The organism is Pseudomonas sp. RG1, from assembly GCF_025910115.1.
Lineage (GTDB): Bacteria > Pseudomonadota > Gammaproteobacteria > Pseudomonadales > Pseudomonadaceae > Aquipseudomonas > Aquipseudomonas atacamensis.
The window spans coordinates 185,585-212,027 of record NZ_JAPCIK010000023.1; the positions used below are offsets into that span (position 1 = coordinate 185,585).

Below are 26,443 nucleotides of genomic sequence, written 5' to 3' on the forward strand. Positions count from 1 at the left end.
TCATTCGAATCAAGAAGAACACACCGTGAAAACAACCGACCCGATTAGCGAATTGACGGGTTTTGCCCGCAAGCATTCGCCCTACTACAGGAACAGCCTCGCCGATATTCCCGAGGCAATAAGCTCGCTGCGCGAACTGCCACTACTTGATCCGGCAGACTTCTGGAAAGACAGCGCGGATCTGGCGCAATGGCCGGTTCTGACTGCCCCGATTGCCCACGCCCTGGTCTTCAAGACCGGTGGCTCAACCGGCGGCGGCAGGCTGTCCGTATATGCCCGCACGGAATGGCAACGCACAGTGGAAGCTTTCGGCCGCAGTCTGAGCGAGCAATTCAGCTCCGGCGACCGTGTCGCCAACCTGTTCTTCGCTGGCGACCTCTATGCCAGTTTTCTGTTTATCCACGATTCACTGGCCCATGTGGAAACGGCTATTACCGAGTTTCCGTTTACCGGCGAAATCGACCCGCCAATGCTGGCCGATGCCATCGTGCAACACCGGATCAACGTGTTGGCTGGCTTGCCTGCGCAACTTTTGACCTTCGCCAGTTGGCTCCAACACCGCGGCCTTGCGCTGCCCTTGGTTGATACCGTGCTTTATGGCGGGGAGAGTCTGTTTGCCTCACAACGCCAGCTTCTTGAGCAAGTGCTGCCCAACGCGCGCATTGCCTCGATCGGCTACGCCAGTGTCGATGGCGGATTTATCGGTGCCAGTCATCGTGACTGCATCGAAGGAGAACATCGCACACCTGACGGCCACGTACTGCTGGAGATTGTCGATCAGCACAGCGGCGCAACGATCGAGGCCTGCGATCAAACCGGTCTGCTTGTATTGACCAATCTGCATCGCCGCTTGATGCCGCTGATCCGCTATCCCGTCGGAGATCTCGCGTGCTGGCGAGAGCCGTCGGGCACTGCGCAACGCAAATTCGCCCTGCGCGGGCGCAGCGGCAGCAGCCAGCGTGTGCGGGTAGGCATTCTGTCGCTGATGACCGATGAAATCAGCGAAAGCGTACGGAGCATCACTGGCAGCAACGATTGGCAGTTATTGATCGAACACGACGACGGCAGGGATCTATTGACGGTGAAATACGTAGTCAACGAAGGATCGACCCGCATCGAGGACAGACTCGAGGCCCGCTTGATCGAACTGTATCCGCAGATACCACAACTGCGAGGCGCCGGGTTATTGCAGCTGCGTATACAGAGCTGCCGCTTCGAGGACCTTGCGCGCCATCCTCGCGCAGGGAAAAGCCTGCGGATCGTCGATTTACGCTGCTACGACCGACATGACAGGGAGGTGCGTGATGGAAGCGTTGATCCTGCGCAATTACCGTGACACCGACGCCACGGCAGTCAGCCAGCTGTTTCGCGAGGTCTATGGCGATCATTACGTGCAAAGCGACGTCTACCTGCCCTGCCTGATCAATCAGAACCACGCAGCCAAGCGCTGGCACTCACTGGTTGCGGTCGAGGGTGAACGGATTCTTGGCCATGCCACTTTGTATCGGCAGAGCGAAACCTCGCACGATGCCGAACTGGCCTTGAGCGTCGTACATCCCGATACCCGCGGCAAGAACATTGCCACGCGCCTGGGCGCGCAACTGCTGACTCATGCACAGGCGTTGGGTTGTCGCAGCGTTTCGATCAAACAGGTCACCCACCACCCCTATACCCAACGCATGGCTATCAGTCTCGGTTTTCATAACACCGGACTGTTGCCGGACTATGTCCGCTCACCCTTTGGCGGCAAAACACCGGAGTCGATCGTCTTGGGTGTCCGCGCCATAGACGGCCATCAGCGCCCGCTGCCGGAGCAGCCGTGGCCAACCCGCTACCGTGCGTTCATGGAGCGTATGACGGCGGCGTTTGGCTGTTCTCCCAGTGCAGCATGCTGGCGCGGGCCCTCGGTTCAGGTTCAACAACACGGCAATCGGCATGAAATGCTCGTGGAAAAACTCGAACCGGAACTGCTCGATCAGCTGAGAACGTTGCCCGGGCATTGGCTGATTTCGATTCGTTTGCAGCTGTCCCGACAGTTTGCCGTGGATCTGCACAGTCTTAACGCCATCGGTTTTGCTTTCACCGGTCTGGCGCCTGCGCAAGACAATCGAGGAGGCTGGCTGACGTTGTTTCATCGCGGCTACCGCACGCGCAAGCTGACATTGCATTGCCCGCACATGCAGCAGTTACACGACCAGGCACAACGTCAACTCACTGGGCGAGCCATGGCTGCGGTGTAATCAGCCCGAGCCCGCACACGGATGAGCGGGCTTCATCGGCAGAAGTCAGGCCTTTGCCTTCAGGCCTTTGTCGGACGGAACTGCCGCATTGCCTTCGCCATAGGTCTTGAGATTCTGCAGGACGTAAATGGCTTTCTTGAATTCGGGAATCAGGCTCTTGCCGTAGTAATTGCCATTGAGACTGTTGGTCTGGATGGCATCGAGCTGCGTGGCGAAATACTCCAGCGCGTTGAACTTCGCCTCCGGGTCTTTCTGCACGCCGAAGCGGTCGAATTTGTCGCCGGCATTGAGCAAGGTGATCGAGGTGATCTCGGAAATCAGGCCGCGCCCGCGCAGGAACTCGCTGAGGTTGCCCAACTGCTTGACGGAGACGTTGGCTGGATCAAAGCCCTTGATCTGCTTGCGCAAACCCTGTTTGTCCATCTCCGCGACGTTAAGCGCATTCGGATCGTTGCCGACCAGGGTCAGCATCTGCTGCACCTTGACGCTCTGCGAAACCTGTTTCTTCGCCCCGGTATCACGGACCATTACGCCCGCCTTGCTTTCCCAGGCGCCGGTATAGCCGATCGTCATGCGAGGATTCCTTGTGCAATGAGCATGAAATGTCCTTGTTCCAACCAATTGAATGGGCGCGAGTATCGGCCGATGCGCCTGATCGCACCAAGTCATTTGTGCGCTTTTTTACAAATCTCGTACATTCATGACACCGAGCTTAAGGCCCGCAAACATTGCTTCAGAGCCGTCATCAGGATGTAACAACTGTGGCGATTGCTGGAGATGTACCAATCCCGATACCAACCGGTCATCGCCCTGAGTTCTTTCGGCGCGCAAGTACCTAAAGCTTCCGCCCGTAACGACGATACGCTGTGATACCCGCCCTGTTTTATTACTGCCCTCCAACAAAAAAGCCGCTCAAGGATCAGTTCCATGCCCGCACTGCGCACTATTCAGGCTCGCTACACGCTGTTTCTGATTCTGTTCATCCTGTTGTTGTCCGTGCTCACCGTGGTCGGCATCAGCCAACTGGTCGCACCGACCCTGCGCGATACCGAAGAGAAGGTCGTGCTCAACCGCATCGCCGAAGTCGCCGTGCAGATTCAGGGCGAACTGAACAAGGTGCAGGCGCAGCAACGCAGCATCACCCAGACCATCCCCCTGCTCGACAGCGCCGCCATCGACGTGGTGTTGCCAGGGCTGGTGGATCAGTACGGCGAACTGAAAGTCTTTGGCGGCGGTATCTGGCCGTTGCCGGGCCAGCGCGAAGCCGGCCGCAACAAGTACAGCACCTTCTGGCACCGGGATGCCTCGGGTCAGCTCAAGGTCAATACGTTCTGGAACAGCGACGCCGCACCGAACTACTACGACCAGAGCTGGCACAAGGGCGGCATGGCCACCCCGCGCGGTCAGTGCGCGTGGGCCGCTGCCTATAAGGACGACGCGAGTGCCGAGCCGCGCACCAACTGCGCCATGGCCATCTACAAGAACGGCAGTGCCTGGGGCGTTTCGACCATCGACGTGACCCTGGGCTTCTTCAACGACCTGGTGGCGCGCAAGGAAAAAGACCTCAACGCCGAAATGCTCATCGTCGAGGCTGACGGCAAGATCATCAGCAACAGCTCGCGCATCAGCGGTCCGATCGTACTGAAGAACATCAGCGAACTGGCGGCCAGCTCGACCTTCATCAATCAGATCAAGACCGGCCTGCAGAACCGCGATAAAGCGCAACGCGTCGAGTTCGACAACAACGGTGAAGACGCCACCTTCTTCATGCGCCCTATCGAGGGCACACCGTGGTTCCTCGCCACCGCCTTGCCGACCAAAATGCTCACCGCCCAGCGTGACGATGTGCTCAACAGTCTCAGCCTGATCCAGATTCCGCTGGTGATCCTGCTGGTGCTGTTGCAGGTTTACGCGATTCGCAAACTGGTACAGCGCATGAAGGCTCTGAAAGCCAACATCGATTCACTGTCCAGCGGTGACGCCGACCTGACCCGCCGCATCACCATTCGCGCCGAAGACGAACTGGGTGCCATCGGCCATTCGGTCAACACCTTCATCGTCTATTTGCAGAACATGATCGGCGAAGTCACCCAGGCCACCGGTGCCATGGCGTCCAGCCTCGACAATCTGCAACGCACTTCGGCGCACACCAGCCAGATTCTGCTGCGTCACGCCTCGGAAACCGACCAGACTGTCACCGCCATTACCGAAATGAGCTCGACCGCTGAAAGCGTGGCGCAGAATGCCGCTGAAACCGCTGCGTTCACCCAGCGCGCCAATGAAAACGCCGATCGCTCGCGCATCGTGGTGGGTGAAGCGACCAACAGCGTGGTCGCGCTGATCGACGAAGTGGCCAGCGCTACACACAAAGTTGAAAACATGCAGCAGGACGCCCAGCGCATTACCGAAATCCTCGGCGTGATCGGTGCGATTGCCGGGCAGACCAACCTGCTCGCCCTCAACGCCGCGATCGAAGCGGCCCGGGCCGGTGAACAGGGTCGTGGCTTTGCGGTGGTAGCGGATGAAGTCCGCGCCCTCGCCGCCCGCACTCAGGCCAGCACTTCGGAAATCAACGAAATGTTGACCCGTCTGACCCAAGGCGTGAGTTCCTCGGTCAGCGCCATGGAAAACACCCAGGCCAGTTGCCAGTCCGCCGCTGACGCCACCGCCCGAGTCAACTCGGGGCTGGACGAAATGGCCGGTTCGGTCAGCCACATCAACAGCCTCAGCACGCAGATCGCCACCGCCGCCGAACAGCAAAGCGCAGTGACCGAAGAGATCAACCGCAGCATGGTGCAGATCCGCCACATGGTCGATGAACTGGTGCAGAGCGGCCACGCCAGCGAGCTGAATACCCGCCAGTTGCTCGAAGCCAATAGCCGTGTGAGCGCGATCATGGGGCGGTTCAAGGTCAGTTAAGCCAACCGCGACCACGGGGATTTGGCCTTTACGCCAAACCCCTGTGGGAGCGAGCCTGCTCGTGAAAGCGATTTTTTTCAGTCACTGTATCTGCGGCTGATCAACCGCATTCGCGAGCAGGCTCGCTCCCACATTGGTTCGGGTGTTTTGTAGCAACTGGAAACACTCAGTTGATGCCGGGATGGAAAAACCGGTCAAAATGCGTTCTTGCTGACCTTCACCGAGTCGAGAGCCCATTCCCATGCGAAGCCAACTGCGTCTGCTCGCCCTGAGCGCCCTGTTCATCTCCTCCCTGGCGCAAGCCGCCGAACTGATCCCCATCGAAGTGCACCGCGATGCCAATTGCGGCTGCTGCAAAAAGTGGATCAGCCATCTCGAAGCCAATGGCTTCAAAGTCGAAGACCACGTCGAAAGCGACATGAGCAGCTTTAAACAGCAGCACGGCGTACCACCGCGTCTGGCGTCCTGCCACACGGCGATCATCAATGGCAAATTCGTTGAAGGCCATGTGCCGGCCGATCAGGTGCTTGCGTTGAGCAAGCGCGACGATCTGCTGGGTGTGGCTGCACCGGGCATGCCAATGGGCTCACCGGGCATGGAAATGGACGGCATGAGCGACGCGTATCAGGTCATCGGCCTGAAGAAGGACGGCGCTGATGTGGTAGTGGCGGACTACCCGGCCCGTTGATGGGGGCAGCCTACTTCGGCCTGTTCTTTGCTGCGTTTGGCGCGGCGACATTGTTGCCGTTGCAGTCCGAGGCGCTGCTGGTCGGCCTGATCGTCAGCGAGCGTTACTGGCTGTGGGGTTTGCTCGCGGTGGCGACGCTGGGCAACGTGCTCGGTTCGCTGGTCAACTGGTGGCTGGGACGGGGCATCGAGCGGTTTCAGGATCGACGCTGGTTCCCGGTCAGTCCGCGGCATATGGCCAAGGCGCGCAAGCACTACGAGCGCTATGGGCATTGGTCGCTGCTGCTCAGTTGGCTGCCGGTGATTGGCGATCCGCTGACCTTGATTGCCGGCGTCATGCGCGAACCGCTCGGGCGCTTTCTGTTGATCGTCACCCTGGCCAAAGGCGCGCGCTATGGCGTGCTGGCCTTGCTGACACTGGGCTGGCTCGGTTGAACCAACCCTTCCTGTGATTGCCTTTGTTTAACGTCGGCGTAATCCCGACCTTCCAGAGTCGGCCAATTTTCAAGGAGTTTGTGCTTATGTCCGTCACGCTTTCCCGCTGGCTGCCCGGCCTCGTCCTCAGCGCTGCCCTGCCATTAATGGCGCAAGCGGCCACTGAAACCGCCCCCGCCGAAGGGCCTGCCTACGGCCCGGAGCTGCAGGGTTTCCAATATCCCTACACGCTTAAACACTTCGCCTTCGAATCCCAGGGTCAGAAGCTGCAAATGGGTTACATGGACGTCGCCGCCAATGGCAAGGCCAACGGCCGCACCGTGGTGCTGATGCACGGCAAGAATTTCTGCGCGGCGACCTGGGACAGTTCGATCAAGGCCTTGAGCGACGCCGGCTACCGCGTGATTGCGCCGGACCAGATCGGCTTCTGCACCTCCAGCAAACCTGCGCACTATCAATACAGCTTCCAGCAACTGGCGACCAACACCCAGCAATTGCTCAAGGCGTTGGGCATTCAGAAAGCCACTGTGCTCGGCCACTCCACCGGCGGCATGCTCGCCACCCGTTATGCGCTGCTGTTCCCGGAGCAGGTCGATCAATTGGCGATGGTCAACCCGATCGGTCTGGAAGACTGGAAAGCCCTCGGCGTTCCGTATCGCACCGTCGATCAGTGGTATCAGCGTGAGTTGAAGGTCACGGCCAAGGGCATTCGCGACTATGAGCGCACCACCTATTACGATGGCCGCTGGAAGCCGGAATTCGATCGCTGGGTCGACATGCTCGCCGGTCTGAGCAAAGGTCCGGGCAAGACCCAGGTCGCGTGGAACTCGGCGCTGATCTACGACATGATCTTCACCCAGCCGGTCTACTACGAGTTCAAGGACCTGAAGATGCCGACCCTGCTGCTGATCGGCACCTCCGACACCACCGCCATCGGCAAGGACCTCGCACCGCCGGAAGTCAAAGCGAAAATCGGCCACTACGAGGTGCTTGGCAAACAGGTCGCCAAGTTGATTCCGCAGTCGACGCTGATTGAATTCCCGGGCATGGGTCATGCGCCGCAAATGGAAGAACCGGAAAAATTCCATCAGGCGCTGCTCGGCTGGCTGGGCAAGACTCCTTCCGCTCCTTGATGAGGCAAGCCGATGACGGTGCAGATTGCAGTGATCGATGACTGGCAGGACGTGGCCCGCGACGTGGTCGACTGGTCCGTGCTGGAGAGCATCGGTGAAGTGACGTTTGTGCATGATTACCCGGCCGACAACGCGACACTGGCCGAGCGCCTCGGCCAGTACGAGGTGATCTGCGTCATGCGCGAACGCACGCGTTTCGACGCCGATTTGCTCGGGCGCTTGCCCAATCTGAAGTTGCTGGTCACCGGCGGCATGCGCAATGCCGCGCTGGACATGCCGGCCGCTGCAGCGCTGGGCATCAAGGTCTGCGGCACCGACAGTTACAAACACGCCGCGCCGGAACTGACCTGGGCGCTGATCATGGCGGCCACCCGTGATCTGGTGAAGGAAGCCAATGCCTTGCGCGCCGGCCAGTGGCAACAGGGCCTCGGCGGCGATCTGCACGGCAAGACCCTGGGAATCCTGGGTTTGGGCAGCATCGGCCAGCGGGTCGCGCAGTTCGGCCAGGTGTTCGGCATGCGGGTGATTGCCTGGAGCGAGAACCTCACCGCCGAACGCGCCGAACAGGCCGGCGTGACGTATGTCAGCAAGCAGCAATTGTTCGAGCAGGCCGACGTGCTGTCGGTGCATCTGGTGCTCAGCGAACGCAGTCGCGGTCTGGTTGATGCCCAGGCGCTGGAGTGGATGAAACCGAGCGCGCTGCTGGTCAACACTGCTCGCGGGCCGATCGTCGATGAAGCGGCGTTGATCAAGGCACTACAGAAACGGCGCATTGCCGGGGCAGCGCTGGACGTGTTCGAGCAAGAGCCTTTGCCGGCCCTGCACCCGTTTCGCACGCTGGACAATGTCCTCGCTACCCCCCATGTGGGCTATGTCAGTCGGCAGAATTACGAACCGTTCTTCCGGCAGATGATCGAGGATATTCAGGGTTGGGCAGCTGGGGAGCCGGTGCGTCTGTTGAATTGATTCCATCCTTTAAAGTTCAGTTGCTGCAACAGGCCTCTTCGCGAGCAGTCTCGCTCCCACAAGTTGTACGCGTTCCAATGTGGGAGCGAGCCTGCTCGCGAAGAAGTCACCTCGGACGACACTTTGAAACAGCCTCGCACCACAACGGTGCAACCCGCCCATCCCCTAGCACAAAATCGTGACTGCCCAGTCACCGTTTTGGCCCACTCCGACCGAAAAACATGCCCTTCGTCGGAGCGTTTCCCCTCCTGAACCCTCGCTTACATCCCGACACAACCGATTGTCGAACAATTTACCCATTTGCCCCAACCCGCTCTAGGATCTGGCCTAGACTCATTTTTCAGTGGCCAAACCACTCGGTCATACCGACGAAAAAAAGTCGAAACTTTTGCTTCACGCCACAGGTCATCAGAACAACTGGGCGAAAGCGACTGGTGTAATCCTTGCAACGGCCTCACCACCCATTCTGCTTGCGCGTGTTGGGTCAGCATTTGCTCACCGATGCGTGGCGCCTTTGCGCCCGGCCACAGGACTTGGCCACGAAACAGCTTGTTCGAGACAAGAATCAGATCACACACGGGAGATACATATGATCAGTGCGGCATTGGATATTCAGGGAGAGCGTGCTCACCAGTCGCTTGGAGAATCGAGCACCATCAGTGTTCCCGGCAGCCGACAGATCAACGTACCCGGCAACAAGACGCTTGCTCCGGTAGCAAGCCAGAATCCCAACAAGAAAAAAGTGTTGTTCGTGACTTCGGAAATCGCCGATCTGGTCAAGACCGGCGGCCTCGGTGACGTCTCCGCCGCCCTGCCCCGCGCCATGGCCCACCTGCATGATGTGCGGGTGCTGATTCCCGGTTATCCGCAGGTGGTGCACAGCGAAAACCCGATTCACATCATCGGCGAGCTGGGTGGCCACGCTGCGCTGCCACCTTGCAAGATCGGACGCATGGACATGCCCGATGGCCTGGTGATCTACGTGTTGATCTGCCCTGAACTCTACGAGCGTGAAGGTGGCCCTTACGGCGCCAACAACGGTCGCGACTGGCCGGACAACCATATCCGCTTCGCCCGTCTCGGCCTCGCCGCCGCCGACATTGCCGCCAATCTTGCGCAAATTCACTGGCGCCCGGATCTGGTGCACGCCCATGACTGGCCGGCTGGCCTCGCGCCCGCTTACATGCACTGGCGCGGGCAGCGCACGCCAACGCTGTTCACCATTCACAACCTTGCCTACCAGGGCGTGACCAGCCTTGGTTCCTGCCCGGAGCTGGGGATTCCCACCCACGCGCTGCAGCAGGAAGGCATGGAGTTCTACGGCAAGATGTCGTTCCTCAAGGCCGGCATGGCCTATTCGAGCCACATCACCACCGTCAGCGCGACGTATGCGCAAGAAATCACCACCCCGGACTTCGGCTGCGGCCTCGACGGTTTCCTTGCCGCCAAGACCCAGCAAGGCCTGCTCAGCGGTATTCCGAACGGCATCGACGAGAGCTGGGATTCGGCGACCGACCCGCACCTGTTTGCCCCGTTCGCCATCGGCGACTGGGAAGGCAAAGCGGTCAACGCCGCCCACGTCCGTGAGCTGTTCGGCCTGAATGACTCTACCGGCCCACTGTTCGCCGTGGTTTCGCGCCTGGTCTATCAGAAAGGTCTTGACCTCACCGAAGCGGTGTCCGAGTTCATCGTGCAGAACGGTGGTCAGATCGCGATCATTGGTCGCGGCGAGCCGGAAGAAGAGCAAGCCATGCGCGAATTGGCGCTGCGCTTCCCAGGCCAGATCGGCGTGCGCATCGGCTTCAACGAAACCGATGCCCGACGCATGTTCGCCGGCAGCGATTTCCTCTTGATGCCTTCGCGTTACGAGCCTTGCGGCTTGAGCCAAATGTACGCCCAGCGTTTCGGCTCGCTGCCGGTCGCGCGCAACACCGGCGGTCTGGCCGACACCATTGAAAACGGCGTCACCGGTTTCCTCTTCGATGAGTCCACCGTTGATAGCTACAAGGAAGCCCTGAGCCGCGCGTTCAAGGTCTTCGCCTTCCCGGAACTGCTCAATGCCATGCGCTGCCGCGCCATGGCTGCACCGTTCAACTGGAGCAAGGCGGTTGAACCGTACGCCGAACTTTACGAACAACTGGTCGCCAAGGCGTTGGGTAAAGCCAGCCACAAATAACCAGGGAGTTGCAGAAAATGCCGTCAAGGACCCAAGAAACCTGGCCCCACGGCGCGATCATGCTGGATGCCGAGCACACGCAATTTGCGTTGTGGGCGCCTGACGCGTTCTACGTCAGTGTGGAACTGGAAGATGGAAAATCGTTGCCCATGCTGCCTCAGGGCGACGGTTGGTTTGTAATCAAGGCCAATTGCCCGGCGGGCAGTCGCTACCGTTACTGCATCGATGGCGAACTGGAGGTGCCGGACCCGGCCTCCAGGGCGCAGGATGGTGACCTCGACCGCCACAGTGTGGTGGTCGATCCCCATGCCTACCAATGGCGGCACACGACCTGGAATGGTCGGCCGTGGAGTGAAGCGGTGATTTACGAGCTGCACGTCGGTGCGCTCGGTGGTTTTGCCGAAGTCGAACAGCATCTGGCGCGGCTGGTGGCGCTGGGCATTACCGCCATCGAATTGATGCCGCTGGCGCAATTCCCCGGTGATCGCAATTGGGGCTACGACGGAGTGCTGCCCTATGCACCGCAAGCCTCCTACGGCACACCGGAACAACTCAAACACCTGATCGACACCGCCCACGGCCATGGCCTGGCGGTGATTCTCGACGTCGTCTACAACCACTTCGGTCCCGACGGCAACTACCTGCATCGTTACGCCAAAGGCTTTTTCCGCGAGGACAAACACACGCCCTGGGGCGCGGCGATCGACTTCCGTCGCCCGGAAGTGCGCGAGTTCTTCATTGAAAACGCGCTGATGTGGCTGCTCGAATACCGTTTCGACGGTTTGCGTCTGGATGCGGTGCACGCGATTGAAGATCCCGACTTTCTCAGCGATCTGGCCCGGCGCATTCGCCAGCAGATCGACCCGACCCGGCACGTCTGGCTGACCGTCGAGAACGAGCTGAACCAGTCGAGTCTGCTGGAAAACGATTACGACGCGCAGTGGAACGACGACGGTCATAACGCGTTGCACGTGCTGCTGACCGGCGAAACCGACGCCTATTACGCCGACTATGCCGCGCAGCCCACCGAGCAACTGGTGCGCTGCCTGAGCCAGGGCTTCGTGTTCCAGGGCCACATCACTCGCCATGGCGAACCTCGCGGCGAGCCGAGCGAACATCTGCCCTCCACTGCTTTCGTGCTGTTCCTGCAGAACCATGACCAGATCGGCAACCGTGCCTTTGGCGAACGCCTGCATCAGCTCGCCGACCCGCGTGCGGTACAAGCGGCGACGGTGTTGTTGCTGCTGTCGCCGATGATTCCGCTGATGTTCATGGGCGATGAATTTGCCGCCGAGCAACCATTCCTGTTTTTTACCAGCCACCACGGTGAACTGGCGGAACTGGTGCGTGAAGGTCGGCGCAACGAGTTCGCCGCATTCAGTGCCTTTACCGATCCGCACAAGCGCGAACAGATCCCCGATCCGAATGCCGAAGAAACCTTCCGCGCCTCACAGCCACGATTGGTTGGCAGTGGCACGCCGTTACAACAGGAGACGCAAGAGCTCTACCGACGACTGTTGAAATTGCGTCACCAGTACATCATTCCCCACCTCTCCGGAACTCAAGCGTTGGGCGCGCAGATGCTCGGCCATGGCGCGGTCAGCGCACGCTGGCGACTGGGCAACGGCAGTGAGCTGCGAATTGACCTGAACCTCAGTGACACGCCAGTGGTCAACCCTGCACAGACCGAAACCGAGTGGCTGTTTCAACAGCCAGCCGCGATCGAACTGTCGGACCCGAACCAACTGCCGGCGTACACCGCGCTCGTCAGCCTCACGGCCGCACCCGTTATGCACCCCCTGGATGGAGAGCGCCTATGAGCGATGCGCAACTGGAAATACTCGCCAGTCGAGCCGGCCTTGCCGTCGACTGGATCGACGCCAACGGGCGTCAGCAAAAAGTCGCTCCTGCTGTGTTGCGCAATGTCCTGATCGGACTCGGCCACCCCGCCAGCACCGCGCAAGAAATCGATGCCAGCCTGCTGGAATTGCAAGAAGTCCAGCAAGACCGCCATTTGCCGCCCCTGCTGACCTGCGACGTGGGCGTTGCCCTCGACCTGAGTCGCTATTTCTCACCGGAAACCCCCTGCGAAATCCATCTTGAAGACGGCTCGCAGATGAACCTGAAGCTGGACAACGAAGCCATGTTGCCCGGCTTGATTCCGGTCGGTTACCAGCAAGTGCATATCGCCGATCAGTATTTCACGCTCGCCGTGGCGCCTGAACGCTGCTTCAGCGTCGCCGATGCGGTCGATAGCCCGATCCCGCGAGCCTGGGGTCTGAGCGCCCAGTTGTATTCGCTGCGCCGTCCGGGTGACGGTGGTTTTGGCGATACCCAGGCGCTGGAGGAACTGGTTCGTGTAGCGGGCGAACGTGGCGCCGATGCGCTGGCGATCAGTCCGATGCACGCGATGTTCAGCGCAGACAATGGCCGCTACAGCCCTTATTCGCCGTCCAGCCGCTTGTTTCTCAATTCACTGTATGCCGCGCCGGGGAGCATTCTCGGGGAACGCGCGTTGCGTGATGCAATTGATGCCAGTGGCCTGGCCGCGCAGTTCGAGCAGCTGGAAAATCTCAAGCTGATCGACTGGCCGACCGCTGCCGAAGCCAAGCAGAAGCTGCTGCAAGCCTTGTATGAAGGTTTCGTCGCTGGTGAGCATCCGCTGCACGCCGACTTCGCCAGTTTCCGCCATGCCGGTGGCGAAGCGCTGGAAAACCATTGCCGCTTCGAAGCGATTCAGGAAATGCGCGCCGCCCGTGGCGAAAGCCTCGACTGGCGCCAATGGCCGGAGCACTGGCACGACCCGCGCGGCGCGGCGCTCGGCGCGTTTGCCGAGGAATATGCCGAGCGCATCGGTTATTTCGCCTTCTGCCAATGGCTGATCCATCGCTGCCTCGAGCGTGCGCAAACTGCCGCGCGCAGTGCCGGCATGGGCATCGGTCTGATCGCCGACCTGGCTGTCGGTGCTGATGGCGCTGGCAGCCAGGCCTGGAGCTTTCAGGATGAATTGCTCGCCTCGCTGACCGTGGGCGCGCCACCGGACATCCTCAATCGCAGCGGCCAGGGCTGGGGCATTTCCGCGTTCTCGCCTGAAGGGCTGATCCGCAACGGTTTCCGTGCCTTCATCGACATGCTGCGCGCCAACTTCGCCCACGCCGGAGGCTTGCGCATCGACCATGTCATGGGCCTGCAACGCCTGTGGGTGATTCCCAACGGCGCCGCTCCGGCGGATGGCGCCTATCTGTATTACCCGTTCGACGACATGCTGCGCCTGCTGACCCTGGAATCCCATCGGCATCAGGCCATCGTGCTCGGCGAAGACCTCGGCACGGTGCCGGAAGGCCTGCGGGAAAAACTCGCCGCGCGTTCGATTCTGGGCATGCGCGTATTGTTGTTCGAACAGGACAACACCCGCTTCAAACCGATTCTCGACTGGCCGGATGATGCCCTGGCGACCACCAGCACCCATGACCTGCCGACACTTAATGGTTGGTGGCATGGTCGTGACATCGACTGGAATGCACGCCTGGGCCTGGTCGATGCCAACGGCGAAATCGACTGGCGTCGGCATCGTGAGCGTGAACGCGAAGGCCTGCGCGATGCGCTGCGCCAGGATCCGCAGAACTTCCGCGAAGAGTCCCACGAAGCCGATCAAGTGGTCGATGCCAGTGTGCGTTTCCTCGGCCACACCCGCGCGCCGCTGGTCCTGCTGCCGCTGGAAGATGCCTTGGGTATCGATGAACAGCCGAATCTGCCTGGCACCACCGATTCACATCCGAACTGGTCGCGACGTTTGCCCGGTCCCAGCGAAGCGTTGCTGGACGGCCCCGATGCCGCCCGCCGCCTGGAACTGCTGGCCTGCGCGCGCCTTCAAGCCTCTGAGCGTGACCAATGAATCAACAGCAAATCCAGCCGCTGCGCGCCACCTTGCGCCTGCAATTTCATAAGGGTTTTACCCTCGAACAAGCGGTGCCACTGGTGCCGTACTTTGCCCGCCTCGGCATCAGCCATATCTATGCCTCGCCATTGCTGGCGGCGCGCGCCGGTTCCATGCATGGCTACGACGTGGTCGACCCGACCCAGGTCAATCCGGAACTGGGCGGCGAGCCGGCATTGCGCCGACTGGTCAGCACCCTGCGCGAACACAACATGGGCCTGATCCTCGATATCGTTTCCAACCACATGGCCGTGGGCGGCAATGACAACCCATGGTGGCTCGACTTGCTGGAATGGGGACGCCTGAGCCCGTACGGCGAGTTCTTCGACATTCAGTGGCACTCGCCGGACCCGTTGATGGAAGGCCAGTTGCTGCTGCCGTTCCTTGGCAGTGATTACGGCGTGGCGTTGCAGGAAGGCACGCTGAAGCTGAAATTCAACGGGCAGACCGGGACTTTCTACGTCGAGCATTACGACCACCACTTCCCGATCTGCCCGAACAACTATGGCGAGCTGCTCAAGTCCGACGACACGCTGAAGTCTCTGGCAGATCGCTTCAGCACACTCAGCTACCAGACCGACGCACATTCGCTGGCGATGCCGCTCAAGCAGGAGCTGCGCGAGCTGGCGAGCGATCCGCGTGTTCTGGCGACTATCGAAGGCAACCTCGCACAGTACGATTCCACCACCGAGGAAGGCTTCCACAAGCTCCACGAGTTACTGGAACGGCAGAGTTATCGCCTGGCCAGTTGGCGCACGGCGGCGGACGACATCAACTGGCGGCGCTTCTTCGACATCAACGAGCTTGGCGGCCTGCGTGTCGAGCGTCCGGCGGTGTTCGAAGCGACCCACGGCAAAATCTTCCAATTGGTCGAAGAAGGTCTGGTCGACGGCTTGCGCATCGACCACATCGACGGCCTCGCCGACCCGCGTGGCTACTGCCGCAAATTGCGCCGTCGCCTTGATCACTTGGCGCCGGGACGTCACCTGCCGATCTATATCGAGAAGATCCTCGGCGAGGGCGAAACCCTCCGCCGCGACTGGAGCGTCGACGGCACCACCGGCTACGAGTTCATGAATCAGCTGTCGCTGCTGCAACACGACCCGGACGGCGAACACGTGCTTGGCGAACTCTGGCAGCGCCGCACCGAGCGCACGGCAGCATTCATGGAAGAAGCGCAACTGGCCCGCCAGCAGATCCTCAACGGCTCGCTGGCCAGCGACTTCGAAAGTGTCGCGCAGGCCCTGCATCAAGTCGCACGGGATGACTTGATGACCCGCGACCTGACCCTGGGCGCGATTCGCCGCGTGCTGCATGCGTTGATCGTGCACTTCCCGGTTTATCGCACTTACATCAGCGCCATGGGCCGTTCCGAGCAAGACGAAGCGATTTTTCAGCATGCCATGGACGGTGCGCGGCAAACCCTCAGCGAAGCCGACTGGCCGGTGCTCGACTCGGTCGCCAGCTGGCTCGGCGGCACGCCATGGCGCCGCAAGCCGCGTGGGCGCTCGCGCAAGATCCTCAAGCATGCCTGCGTGCGTTTCCAGCAACTGACTTCGCCGGCAGCTGCCAAGGCCGTGGAAGATACCGCGCTGTATCGCTCGGCGGTGCTGCTGTCGCGCAATGATGTCGGTTACAACACCGAGCAGTTCAGCGCGCCGGTCAGCGAGTTCCACGAAGTCAATCAACAGCGCATGGCCGAGTTTCCTGACAACCTGCTCGCGACTGCCACCCATGACCACAAGCGCGGCGAAGACACCCGCGCCCGGTTGGCCGTACTCAGCGAGCGCAGCCATTGGTACGCCGATCAGGTCGAACTGTGGCGCGCCCTCGCCCGCCCGGTGCGCATCGAAGATGACGCGCCTTCCGCTGGCGACGAACTGATCCTCTATCAGGCATTGCTCGGCAGTTGGCCGCTGGACCTGCAGGACGACGACAAGGCCGGTTTCGCCGATTACGCCAAGCGCATCTGGCAATGGCAGCAGAAAGCCCTGCGTGAAGCCAAGCTGCAAAGCAGCTGGAGCGCGCCGAATGAAGCTTATGAAAACGCAGCACAGGCGTTCACGGAAAAGCTGCTGACCGGTGAAGAAGGCGAGTTGCTGCGTGCGGCGCTGAGCAAGACCGTCAACAGCATCGCCGCTGCCGGCGCGCTCAACGGGCTGGCGCAAACCTTGCTGCGCATGACTGTGCCGGGTGTGCCGGATCTGTACCAGGGCAACGAGTACTGGGACTTCAGTCTGGTAGACCCGGACAACCGCCGGCCGGTGGATTACGCCGCCCGCGAGCAAGCGTTGCAGGCATCCGTGCCGGGTACCGAACTGCTCAAGGATTGGCGTGACGGGCGCATCAAACAGGCGCTGATCAGTGAGGTGTTGAACCTGCGCAAGGAACACAGCGAGCTGTTCCGTCGTGGCGATTACCAGCCATTGGAAGTGCTGGGCACTCAGGCGCACAACGTCTTGGCATTCGCGCGTGAACACCAGGGCGTGCGAGCCATCGTGGTAGTGCCGGTGCGTTGCGCGACGTTGCTGGAAAACAGTGCCATGCCGCAGGTCGATGCGCTGCGCTGGGGCGATACGCGGGTGGTTTTACCGTCTGCCGCTTCGGATGCAAACCTGAAGGGACTTTTTGCAAGCAGCGTAGTCACACAAAACAGGGAGCTGAATGTCAGCGAAGCGCTGGGGGATGTCCCGGTCAATCTCTTTATCCAACACTTAACACAAGCATGAGTTCAGTTCAGGAGCATTGCGATGAGCACCGACGATAAACGCATTCGCGAATTCGCCTATCAGATCTGGGAGTCGGAAGGGAAACCTGAAGGCCACGAAGAACGTCATTGGGAAATGGCGCGCAAGCTGGCCGAAGCCGAAGCGCTGGCACCCAAGAAGCCACCGAAAGCGGCGGGCAGCAAAGTGGCTGGCAAGACTACAGCCGCAGCAGCGAAAAGCACCGACGGCAAGACTCCGGCAACCGCCAAAGCCAAACCGGCAGCGAAAGCCAAGGCGGCGGCCACGCCCAAAGTAGTCCCGCCGGGCGAAAAGGCTGCCGAGAAAAAGCCGCGAGCAGCGAAGAAGCCTCCGGCGAACTGACCCGATCCATTTTTGAACTGAATGACTGTGTGGCGAGCATGCTCGCCACAAGGGGTTCTTGCGCCCTGAAGAAAGTCCCTTATTGGGAAAAACACACAACCCTGTGGGAGCGAGCCTGCTCGCGAAAGCGCTAGGCCAGTTGGTGAAAATGTCGAATGTACCGACGCTTTCGCGAGCAAGCTCGCTCCCACAAGGAAATCTCATTGCCCGAACTGTCCCGTTTTTTTGCAGGAGCAATCATGACCCGTCCAAAGAAAGCCGAACCCGCTGCGCACGCCGAGCCGTCGAGAATCCGTGAAGGCCTGCCCTTCCCGCTCGGTGCGACCTGGGATGGTCTGGGGGTGAACTTTGCTCTGTTTTCCGCCAACGCCACCAAGGTCGAGCTGTGCATTTTCGACGATGCCGGCGAGGTCGAGCTCGAACGCATCGAGCTGCCGGAATACACCGATGAGATTTACCACGGCTACCTGCCCGATGCGCATCCTGGCTTGATCTACGGCTACCGCGTTTATGGTCCTTATGACCCGGCCAATGGTCACCGCTTCAACCACAATAAACTGCTGATCGACCCGTACGCCAAGCAGTTGGTCGGCGAGCTGAAATGGTCGGAGGCGCTGTTTGGCTACACCATCGGCCACCCCGACGCCGACCTCAGTTTCGACGAGCGCGACAGCGCGCCATTCGTGCCCAAGTGCAAGGTCATCGACCCGGCGCACACCTGGGGCAACGACCATCGCGTCAGCGTGCCGTGGGACAAGACCATCATTTATGAAACCCACGTGCGCGGCATCAGCATGCGTCACCCGTCGGTGCCGGAAAACCTGCGTGGCACTTTCGGCGGCCTGATGGTCGACGACGTGCTCGAGCACATTCGCAAGCTCGGCGTGTCTTCTGTCGAACTGCTGCCGATCCATGCTTTCGTCAACGATCAGCATCTGCTGCAAAAGGGCATGACCAACTACTGGGGCTACAACAGCATCGCGTTCTTCGCCCCGGACCCGCGTTACCTGGCCAGTGGCAAGATTGCCGAATTCAAGGAAATGGTCGCGCATCTGCACGATGCCAACCTCGAAGTGATTCTCGACGTGGTCTACAACCACACCGCCGAAGGCAACGAGCAAGGTCCGACCCTGTCGATGCGCGGTATCGACAACGCCTCCTACTACCGCTTGATGCCCGACGACAAGCGCTACTACATCAACGATTCCGGCACCGGTAACACGCTGGACCTGAGCCACCCGTGCGTGCTGCAAATGGTCACTGACTCTCTGCGCTACTGGGCCAGTGAGATGCACGTCGATGGCTTCCGCTTCGACCTGGCAACCATTCTTGGCCGTTACCACGATGGTTTCGACGAGCGCCACAGCTTCCTCGTCGCCTGCCGTCAGGATCCGGTGCTGCGTCAGGTGAAAATGATCGCCGAACCCTGGGACTGCGGCCCCGGCGGTTATCAGGTCGGCAACTTTCCACCGGGCTGGGTTGAGTGGAACGACAAGTTCCGCGACACCGTGCGCGCGTTCTGGAAAGGCGACGACGCTCAGCTTGCCGATTTCGCCAGCCGTATGACCGCTTCCGGCGAGATGTTCAACCAGCGCGGGCGCCGGCCGTATTCGTCGGTGAACTTCATCACCGCCCACGACGGTTTCACTCTCAACGATCTGGTGTCGTACAACGACAAGCACAACGAAGCCAACGACGAGAACAACCAGGACGGCAGTAACAACAACCTGTCGTGGAACCACGGCGTCGAAGGCCCGACCGACGATCCGGAAATCAACGCTTTGCGCCATCGGCAGATGCGCAACTTCTTCGCCACGCTGCTGCTGGCCCAGGGCACACCGATGATCGTTGCCGGTGACGAATTCGCCCGCACCCAGGACGGCAACAACAACGCCTATTGCCAGGACAGCGAAATCGGCTGGGTCAACTGGGACCTGAGCGAGGACGGCAAGGCCCTGCTCAAGTTCGTCAAACGCCTGATCAAGCTGCGCCTGACTTATCCGATCCTGCGTCGCGGACGCTTCCTGGTCGGCGAGTACAACGAAGACATCGGCGTCAAGGACGTGACCTGGCTGGCACCGGACGCTACCGAGATGACCACCGAGCACTGGCACGATGCGCACAACCGCTGCCTCGGCATGCTGCTCGACGGACGCGCGCAGGAAACCGGCATCCGCCGCAAAGGTGCCGACGCGACCCTGTTGCTGGTGGTCAACGCACACCACGACATCGTCAACTTCACCCTGCCGGAAGTGCCGGACGGCGGCTTCTGGACCTGCATGATCGACACCAATCAGCCGTCAATTCGTGGCCAGGAACGCTTCGACTTCGGCCATGAATATTCGGTGACGGGGCGTTCGTTGCTGTTGTTTGAACTGCAACGTGACGAAGAAGATTGATATGGACTTTCAACATTATCTGGCCCGCCGTCCGCCAGATTACGCCGACACCAATGCCCTTGGCCGTTGCCTGCGGGCAATGGTCGAGGCCGGCCTCGACCGCTTGCCGTTGCCCGGCAGCGGTCACACGCTGGAGCGCTTTCAGCGTCTATCGGAAGTCGGTGGACACGATTTAGGCCTGTGCAAACTCTATGAGGGACACACCGACGCGCTGGCGATCATCGAGCAATTGGGCGGTACGCCAACCCCGGGCAGCACGTGGGGCATGTGGGCTGCCGAACCGCCGCAGGCACGGGTGAAAGTCACGCCGGTCGGGCATATGGTGACGCTGAACGGGCGCAAGGCCTGGTGCTCTGGCGCTGCGGTGCTCAGCCACGCCTTGCTCACTGCATGGGACGCGGACGGTCAGCAGCAATTGGTTGCAGTCGCGCTCGATCAACCTGGCGTGACCATCACCGATCAAGGCTGGCAAGCGGTGGGCATGGCGGCGACCGGCAGCGTCGAAGTGCTGTTCGACAACGCCGAAGCGCAGGCCATCGGCAACCCCGGTGATTACCTGCAACGGCCGGGGTTCTGGCAGGGCGGGATCGGTATCGCGGCTTGCTGGTACGGCGCTTCACGGCGGATTGCCGAAGGGCTGCGTCAGCATTGCGCGCAACGCGATGAACCGCACGCCCTCGCCCATCTCGGTGCGACTGACACAGCACTGCAAGCGGCAGCCGATGTGTTGCGCTTCAGCGCGCTGCAAATCGATGCGCAGCCCGAGGCCGACGCTGAATTGCTCGCCCGCCGCGCCCGCGCCGTGGTTGAACAGTCTGCTGAACAGGTGATGCGTGAAGTCGGTCGTGCGTTGGGTGCGGGGCCGTTTTGTCAGGATCGGCATTTCGCCCGGTTGAGTGCCGACCTGCCGGTGTTTCTGCGCCAGAGTCACGCTGAACGCGACCTTGCTGCACTGGGCCAGCAGATTGCTGGTCAGTCCTGCGAGGTCTGGGCGTTATGAAGGACAACCCGATCGTTGGCCAGGGCACTTCATTGCAGCAATGGCAGGCTTCGCGGCGTCTGGCCGAGATGCCGAGCATCGACATTCTTGACTTGGTACCGCTGGGCTCGCGTGCAGTGATTGTCGCACCGCACCCGGATGACGAAGTGCTCGGTTGCGGCGGCCTCATGCAGTTGCTGGCGGCAGCCGGACGGCCGTTGCAGTTGATTTCGGTCACCGATGGCAGCGCCAGTCACCCCGGCTCGCAGCGCTGGACAGTCGAGCGTTTGAGCGTGGTGCGTCCGCAGGAGTCTGCCGAAGCGTTGCGGCGCCTCGGTCTGCCGATGCATAGCCTGAAATGGCTGCGCGGCGGTTTTACCGACACCCAAGTGGCGGCGCAGGAAACCGAGTTGAGCGAATTCATCGCCGGTTATCTGCATGCCAGTGACGTGGTTTTCACGACCTGGCGCCAGGACGGTCACAGCGATCACGAGGCCGTCGGCCGCGCCAGTGTCGAAGCGGCGCGACGCGTTGGTGCGACCTGCCATGAACTTCCGGTCTGGACCTGGCACTGGGCAACCCCGGAAGACGCTTCGGTGCCATGGGAGCGGGCGCGCAAGATTCTCCTTTCACCGACGCACATCGCACGTAAACGCCACGCCGCGCACGCGTTCGCCAGCCAGTTGGAAGGCGACCGCGACGTCGGCCTCGGGCCGGTGCTCGCGCCCTATGTGCTCGATCGTTTGCTGCAACCTTTTGAAGTGGTGTTCCTGTGAGCGTCGATGACCGCTATTTCGATGGCCTGTTCGCGGGCAATGACGACCCATGGGCGTTCCGCCAGCGCTGGTACGAGCAGCGCAAACGCGCGATCACCCTCGCCGCCCTGCCCCGTCCGCGCTACAGGTCGGTGTTCGAACCGGGTTGCGCCAACGGCGAACTGAGTGCAGAGCTGGCTCCGCGCTGCGACCGCCTGTTGTGCTGCGACACGGCGAGCGCGGCGGTGAAGCTGGCGCGCACTCGCTTAAGCATTTTCGAGCATGCCGAAGTCCGTCAGGGCCGCCTTCCGGCTGAATGGCCGGAGGAAAGATTCGACCTGATTGTATTCAGCGAAATCGGCTACTACCTCGACGAAAAAGATCTGACAGAAATGATTCGCCGGATCAGTGAGTCACTGACCGCCGACGGACAATTGCTGGCCTGCCACTGGCGCCCGCCGATCGAGGGCTGCCCGCTGAATGCACGGCAGGTCCACGATCAGATCCACGATCAATTGGCTTTGCCGCGTCTGGTGCTGCATCAGGAAGCGGATTTCATTCTTGAACTGTGGAGCCGCGAGCCACGCTCGGTGGCGGCCCTGGAGGGCTTGCGTTGATCGGTATCGTGATTCCGGCGCACAACGAAGAGGCGCTGCTTGATGAATGCCTGCGTGCAGCGTTGCGCGCCAGCCAGCATGCACAACTGGGCGGCGAGCCGGTGGAAATCCTGGTGGTGCTCGACAGTTGCAGCGATGGCTCGGCGCAGATCGTCAGCGCTTATCCAGTGCTCAGCTTGCAGATCGATGCGCGCAACGTTGGCGAAGCCCGCGCCACCGGTGCGCGCCTGTTGCTCGAGCGCGGTGCCCGCTGGATCGCCTGCACCGACGCCGACAGCCGCGTCGCCGATGACTGGCTGGCGGCGCAACTGGGGCTGGAGGCTGATGCTGTGTGCGGCACGGTCACTGTCGAGCACTGGCACGAATCGATTGATGAGGCGGCGCAGATTCGCTATCACCGCCATTATCAGGCCCGCGATGGCCATCGACACATTCACGGCGCCAACCTCGGTGTCAGCGCCGAGGCTTATCGCTTGGCCGGCGGTTTCAAGCCGCTGACCTGTGACGAGGATGTGCAACTGGTGCGTGCGCTGGAGCGCAGCGGCGCCAATATCGCCTGGAGTCACCGACCGCAGGTGCACACCAGCGCCCGTCTCGACAGTCGGGCCAAGGGCGGGTTCGGTGACTTTCTGCGCAATCTGGCACAGCTGGAATAAAAAATTACGGATCAGATTGATCTGTGACGCGACGAATCGGCTGTCTTGAGCAATACTCTGCCTCGCAGTAATCCAAGGGTTGGAGCACTGCACCGTTGCTATTCATTTGCCTTCACGGGCCGCGATCAGCGTTGGCTGCTCACGACTGAGGGCGAGATACCACAAGGACGTCGCACTCATGAAATCGTCATTGCTCAACGAACACGGCCTGCCGGCACAGATCTGGAACAGCGCGCCGCAACTCGACAATATTCCCGTCATCAACACCCACAGTCTGGTACCCGCCGGCGCCCGCGCCGTGGTCATCGCACCGCATCCGGGCGACGAGGTGGTCACTTGCGGCGGTCTGCTGCAATTGCTCTCCAGCCTTGGCCATCCTCTGCAATTGCTTTCAATTACCGACGGTAGCGCCAGCCACCCTGGCTCGCGCCAGTGGTCGGAACAGCGCCTGAGCGTATTCCGTCCGCAGGAAAGCGTCGAAGCCCTGCGCCGCCTCGGCCTGCCCATGCACAGCCTGAAGTGGGTGCGCGGCGGCTTTACTGACAATGCACTGAGTGATCAGCAAAGCCAGCTCACCGAGTTCATCGGCCGTTACCTGCGACCGGGCGACGTAGTGTTCAGTACCTGGCGCAAGGATGGCCCGCCGGATCATGAAGTGGTTGGCCGGGCCAGTTTCGACGCGGCGCAAAAGGCCGGGGCGACCTACCACGATGTGCCGGTGTGGGCCTGGCACTGGCCGGAGCGCGAGCAGCAAATGATTCCCTGGGAACGCGCGCGCAAGCTGCGTCTCGACACCTGGACAGTCGCGCGCAAGAGCCACGCCACCCACGCTTACGCCAGCCAGCTCAAGGGCGAACCGGCCATCGGCATCGCCCCGCTGCTGCCGCCAGTGCTGCTGGAGCGGATGCGCTTGCCGTATGAAATCGTCTTCTTCTGAACGGCGGAAGCTCAACATACCTGTGGGAGCGAGCCTGCTCGCGAAAGCGGTGGGTCATGTGTCAGATGTATTGAACGTGATGAAGTCTTCGCGAGCAGGCTCGCTCCCACATTGGCCCAGCAGTGAATCATCGGAAGGAACTGCCACCCCCTCAAACCAGTCGCATTAACAGGCATGGCCCAATTCAGAGGAGTGAACGTGTCCAGCGATCCCAAGCGTCAAGCGGTCGACGCGCCAGTCATTCATCGCCTGCGGGTACTCACGGTCAACACCCACAAGGGCTTCACCGCGCTGAATAGGCGGTTCGTTCTGCCGGAGCTGCGCGAAGCGATGCGCAGTACCTCGGCCGATCTGGTGTTTCTGCAGGAAGTGGTGGGTGAACACGAACGCCATTCCAGCCGTTACAACGACTGGCCGCAGACGTCGCAGTACGAATTCCTCGCCGACAGTATGTGGAGCGATTTTGCCTACGGGCGCAACGCCGTTTACCCCGACGGCCACCACGGCAACGCGCTGCTGTCGAAATACCCGATCCGCGAATATCGCAACCTCGACGTGTCGATCACCGGGCCTGAACGGCGCGGGCTGTTGCACTGCATTCTTGATGTGCCTGGCCATGCCGAGGTGCATGCAATCTGTGTGCATTTGAGTCTGCTGGAAAGCCATCGACAATTGCAGTTGCAACTGCTCTGTCAGCTGCTTGAATCTCTACCCGACGATGCGCCGGTGATCATCGCCGGCGATTTCAATGACTGGCAGTTGCAAGGCAACGCCGCCCTCGCCCGTCGCGATTATCTGCACGAAGCCTTTGAGCGCCATCATGGCCGCCCGGCGAAAACCTATCCCGCGCGGTTTCCCTTGCTGAGGCTTGACCGGATCTACTTGCGCAATGCCAGCAGCCACGACCCACGCATTCTTGGCAACAAGCCGTGGACGCATCTTTCCGATCACCTCCCGCTGGCGGTCGAAGTGCATCTGTAAGGGCATTTTTGACAGCAATTAAATGACAGGCCTTCCCGGCAACTGACGCTAGGAAAGACCTTTCGTCGGCGGCAAAAAACCGTCAGCCGCCTGCCTCGCAAGCGTTTTTCCATGCAAACAAACACTTAGTTATGTGCAGAAAAACAAACGCTTGCGAAGGCCGATTTAAGTGCACCATTCATCGTGCATTTTCTTGACGCGCAGGCGTCGCTCTTCTTATCTCTACCTTACTACCCCCGGAATCACTACTGGGGCTGACCTTCCGGCACTCGCGAAATCGAGCAGCCGCGGTTCGCCCCGCTCTATTCGGTCGCCCCTCGTTCGGGGTAGGAGAGACGCCAAACACGAGATGACGCATGCGCTTGCAAGGTAGACCTCCATGAAAACTTCACTGACCCCACACGAACTGAAAATCACTCTTTGCACAGTGTCAGGTTCACTGCTGCTGTGCTCGTCCATGGAGGCGCATGCGGGATCTGCGGCGGATGAGCCCGCGTGGTATCACGCCGACGTACCGATGCTGACCTTGCCAGTAACCGTGATAACACCCGGACCGCTGCCATTGAGTCAGCAGAGTTCGCGCCTGATCACTGAGGATCTTGCCCCATCTGCCTGGGACGAGCTGTACGGCAAAAGCGCTCGGCAAGCACAGACCGACGCACTTTCATCCGGTTATGCGATGGCCGCTGGCGAGTTCAAAGGACCGGCCGTGGTCACGTTGAAAAGCGCTAACGGGACTACTCAGACCCTTGGTCTCATAGGTGGCGACAATCAGGTCCAGCTGAATGCCGATGGTGCGCTGACCCGACGTGCCCTCGCCGACCGCAACACTGACAGCCTTAACCTGCAAGGCCAGAGCCTCGGCGCCTATTACAGTCTGGTGGGTGCGCAAGGCTGGCACGTCGACCTGTCGGCCAGCGGCGGTCGGGTCAGCGGCTTCAGTCGCACTGCGCAAGGTAATCGGCAAGCCACCGAAGGCAACGCAATGACCTTTTCCGTCGAAGGCGGTTACCCGATCGGCTTGAGTGAAAACTGGGTGGTCGAGCCGCAGGCACAACTGATCAACCAGCGCATCAGTCTCGACGCTCCGTACGCCGGCTCGGGCAATGCCTCTTCCACCGACCTGACCGCGTGGAGTGGCCGCGTCGGTGCGCGGTTGAAAGGCAGTTATGACTTGAACGGGTTGCCTGTCGAACCCTACGTGCGCACCAACCTTTGGCACACCGTTTACACCGGCAGCACGGTGACGCTCGATCAGGTCGACAAGATCAGCAGCAGCCGCAAGTCTTCAACAGTGGAGTTGGGTTTGGGCCTGGTGGCGCGGGTCACACCGGCGGTAAGCCTGTACATGAGCGCCGATTACAGCAGCGATGTGGATGACAATGACCTGAACGGCATCATCGGCAGCCTCGGCGTGCGGATGCGCTGGTGATCTGCTGAACGATGAAAAACCTTGTGGGAGCGAGCCTGCTCGCGAAGCGGTGCCACCTTCAACATCATTGTTGACTGACATGGCGCCTTCGCGAGCAGGCTCGCT

At 60.9% G+C, this 26,443-nt stretch carries 20 protein-coding genes and 2 pseudogenes; 21 read left to right on the top strand and 1 reads right to left on the bottom strand.

Annotation, left to right across the window (positions count from 1 at the left end):
- The first annotated feature begins 25 nt into the window (after positions 1–25).
- Both OK411_RS15380 and OK411_RS15385 read left to right on the top strand, forming a co-directional pair.
- On the top strand, positions 26–1,336 hold the full coding sequence (locus tag OK411_RS15380) for a phenylacetate--CoA ligase family protein (RefSeq protein WP_264365290.1): 1,311 nt from the start codon (positions 26–28) through the stop codon (positions 1,334–1,336).
- Positions 1,305–2,240, top strand: a complete 936-nt coding sequence (locus OK411_RS15385; protein WP_264365291.1) for a GNAT family N-acetyltransferase — start codon at positions 1,305–1,307, stop codon at positions 2,238–2,240. The genes OK411_RS15380 and OK411_RS15385 overlap by 32 nt, the downstream gene beginning before the upstream one ends.
- A 45-nt stretch (positions 2,241–2,285) precedes the next feature.
- Here OK411_RS15385 and OK411_RS15390 read toward each other — a convergent pair whose 3' ends face one another.
- Positions 2,286–2,813 (bottom strand): hypothetical protein, encoded by a 528-nt coding sequence (locus OK411_RS15390; RefSeq protein WP_024012886.1) that lies wholly within the window; start codon positions 2,811–2,813, stop codon positions 2,286–2,288.
- Between the two features lie 354 nt (positions 2,814–3,167).
- Here OK411_RS15390 and OK411_RS27140 point away from each other — a divergent pair.
- The 19 genes and pseudogenes from OK411_RS27140 to OK411_RS15480 all read left to right on the top strand — a co-directional run.
- Positions 3,168–4,298 (top strand): annotated as a pseudogene (locus OK411_RS27140) (cache and HAMP domain-containing protein); the annotation flags it as partial.
- A 333-nt stretch (positions 4,299–4,631) separates the two neighbouring features.
- A pseudogene (locus tag OK411_RS27145) lies at positions 4,632–5,159 on the top strand (methyl-accepting chemotaxis protein); the annotation flags it as partial.
- A 241-nt stretch (positions 5,160–5,400) separates the two neighbouring features.
- Entirely contained in the window at positions 5,401–5,847 is a 447-nt protein-coding gene (locus tag OK411_RS15400) for a DUF411 domain-containing protein (RefSeq protein WP_041480975.1), read from the top strand.
- Positions 5,847–6,281: a YqaA family protein gene (locus OK411_RS15405; protein WP_041480976.1), complete on the top strand. Its 435-nt coding sequence runs from the start codon at positions 5,847–5,849 to the stop codon at positions 6,279–6,281. The genes OK411_RS15400 and OK411_RS15405 overlap by 1 nt, the downstream gene beginning before the upstream one ends.
- Positions 6,282–6,367: 86 nt before the next feature.
- Entirely contained in the window at positions 6,368–7,414 is a 1,047-nt protein-coding gene (locus OK411_RS15410) for an alpha/beta fold hydrolase (RefSeq protein WP_122612246.1), read from the top strand.
- 12 nt (positions 7,415–7,426) lie between these two features.
- Positions 7,427–8,380, top strand: a complete 954-nt coding sequence (locus tag OK411_RS15415) for a D-2-hydroxyacid dehydrogenase family protein (protein ID WP_264365293.1) — start codon at positions 7,427–7,429, stop codon at positions 8,378–8,380.
- Between the two features lie 589 nt (positions 8,381–8,969).
- Entirely contained in the window at positions 8,970–10,556 is a 1,587-nt protein-coding gene (gene glgA / locus OK411_RS15420) for a glycogen synthase GlgA (RefSeq protein WP_122746326.1), read from the top strand.
- Positions 10,557–10,573: 17 nt separating this feature from the next.
- Positions 10,574–12,376, top strand: a complete 1,803-nt coding sequence (gene treZ, locus OK411_RS15425) for a malto-oligosyltrehalose trehalohydrolase (RefSeq protein WP_264365294.1) — start codon at positions 10,574–10,576, stop codon at positions 12,374–12,376.
- Positions 12,373–14,451, top strand: coding sequence for a 4-alpha-glucanotransferase (gene malQ, locus OK411_RS15430; RefSeq protein WP_264365295.1), 2,079 nt, complete (start codon positions 12,373–12,375; stop codon positions 14,449–14,451). The genes treZ and malQ overlap by 4 nt, the downstream gene beginning before the upstream one ends.
- On the top strand, positions 14,448–17,222 hold the full coding sequence (locus tag OK411_RS15435) for a malto-oligosyltrehalose synthase (protein ID WP_264365296.1): 2,775 nt from the start codon (positions 14,448–14,450) through the stop codon (positions 17,220–17,222). The genes malQ and OK411_RS15435 overlap by 4 nt, the downstream gene beginning before the upstream one ends.
- Before the next feature lie 21 nt (positions 17,223–17,243).
- The gene (locus OK411_RS15440; RefSeq protein ID WP_264365297.1) at positions 17,244–17,582 is read left to right on the top strand and encodes a DUF2934 domain-containing protein; all 339 of its coding nucleotides are present in this window, start codon (positions 17,244–17,246) and stop codon (positions 17,580–17,582) included.
- A gap of 239 nt (positions 17,583–17,821) precedes the next feature.
- Entirely contained in the window at positions 17,822–19,981 is a 2,160-nt protein-coding gene (gene glgX, locus OK411_RS15445; protein ID WP_024012878.1) for a glycogen debranching protein GlgX, read from the top strand.
- A 1-nt stretch (position 19,982) separates the two neighbouring features.
- The gene (locus OK411_RS15450; RefSeq protein ID WP_264365298.1) at positions 19,983–20,981 is read left to right on the top strand and encodes an acyl-CoA dehydrogenase; all 999 of its coding nucleotides are present in this window, start codon (positions 19,983–19,985) and stop codon (positions 20,979–20,981) included.
- Positions 20,978–21,736 (top strand): PIG-L deacetylase family protein, encoded by a 759-nt coding sequence (locus OK411_RS15455; RefSeq protein WP_136493400.1) that lies wholly within the window; start codon positions 20,978–20,980, stop codon positions 21,734–21,736. The genes OK411_RS15450 and OK411_RS15455 overlap by 4 nt, the downstream gene beginning before the upstream one ends.
- Complete coding sequence (locus OK411_RS15460; RefSeq protein ID WP_264365299.1) at positions 21,733–22,332, top strand: class I SAM-dependent DNA methyltransferase; 600 nt, start codon at positions 21,733–21,735, stop codon at positions 22,330–22,332. Before OK411_RS15455 ends, OK411_RS15460 begins: the two co-directional genes overlap by 4 nt.
- Positions 22,329–22,988, top strand: a complete 660-nt coding sequence (locus tag OK411_RS15465; protein WP_130887329.1) for a glycosyltransferase — start codon at positions 22,329–22,331, stop codon at positions 22,986–22,988. The genes OK411_RS15460 and OK411_RS15465 overlap by 4 nt, the downstream gene beginning before the upstream one ends.
- A 178-nt stretch (positions 22,989–23,166) precedes the next feature.
- Positions 23,167–23,925 (top strand): PIG-L deacetylase family protein, encoded by a 759-nt coding sequence (locus OK411_RS15470; protein ID WP_016774638.1) that lies wholly within the window; start codon positions 23,167–23,169, stop codon positions 23,923–23,925.
- 198 nt (positions 23,926–24,123) lie between these two features.
- Entirely contained in the window at positions 24,124–24,906 is a 783-nt protein-coding gene (locus OK411_RS15475; RefSeq protein ID WP_016774637.1) for an endonuclease/exonuclease/phosphatase family protein, read from the top strand.
- 379 nt (positions 24,907–25,285) lie between these two features.
- Positions 25,286–26,338, top strand: a complete 1,053-nt coding sequence (locus tag OK411_RS15480) for an autotransporter outer membrane beta-barrel domain-containing protein (protein WP_122746332.1) — start codon at positions 25,286–25,288, stop codon at positions 26,336–26,338.
- Positions 26,339–26,443: the final 105 nt, after the last annotated feature.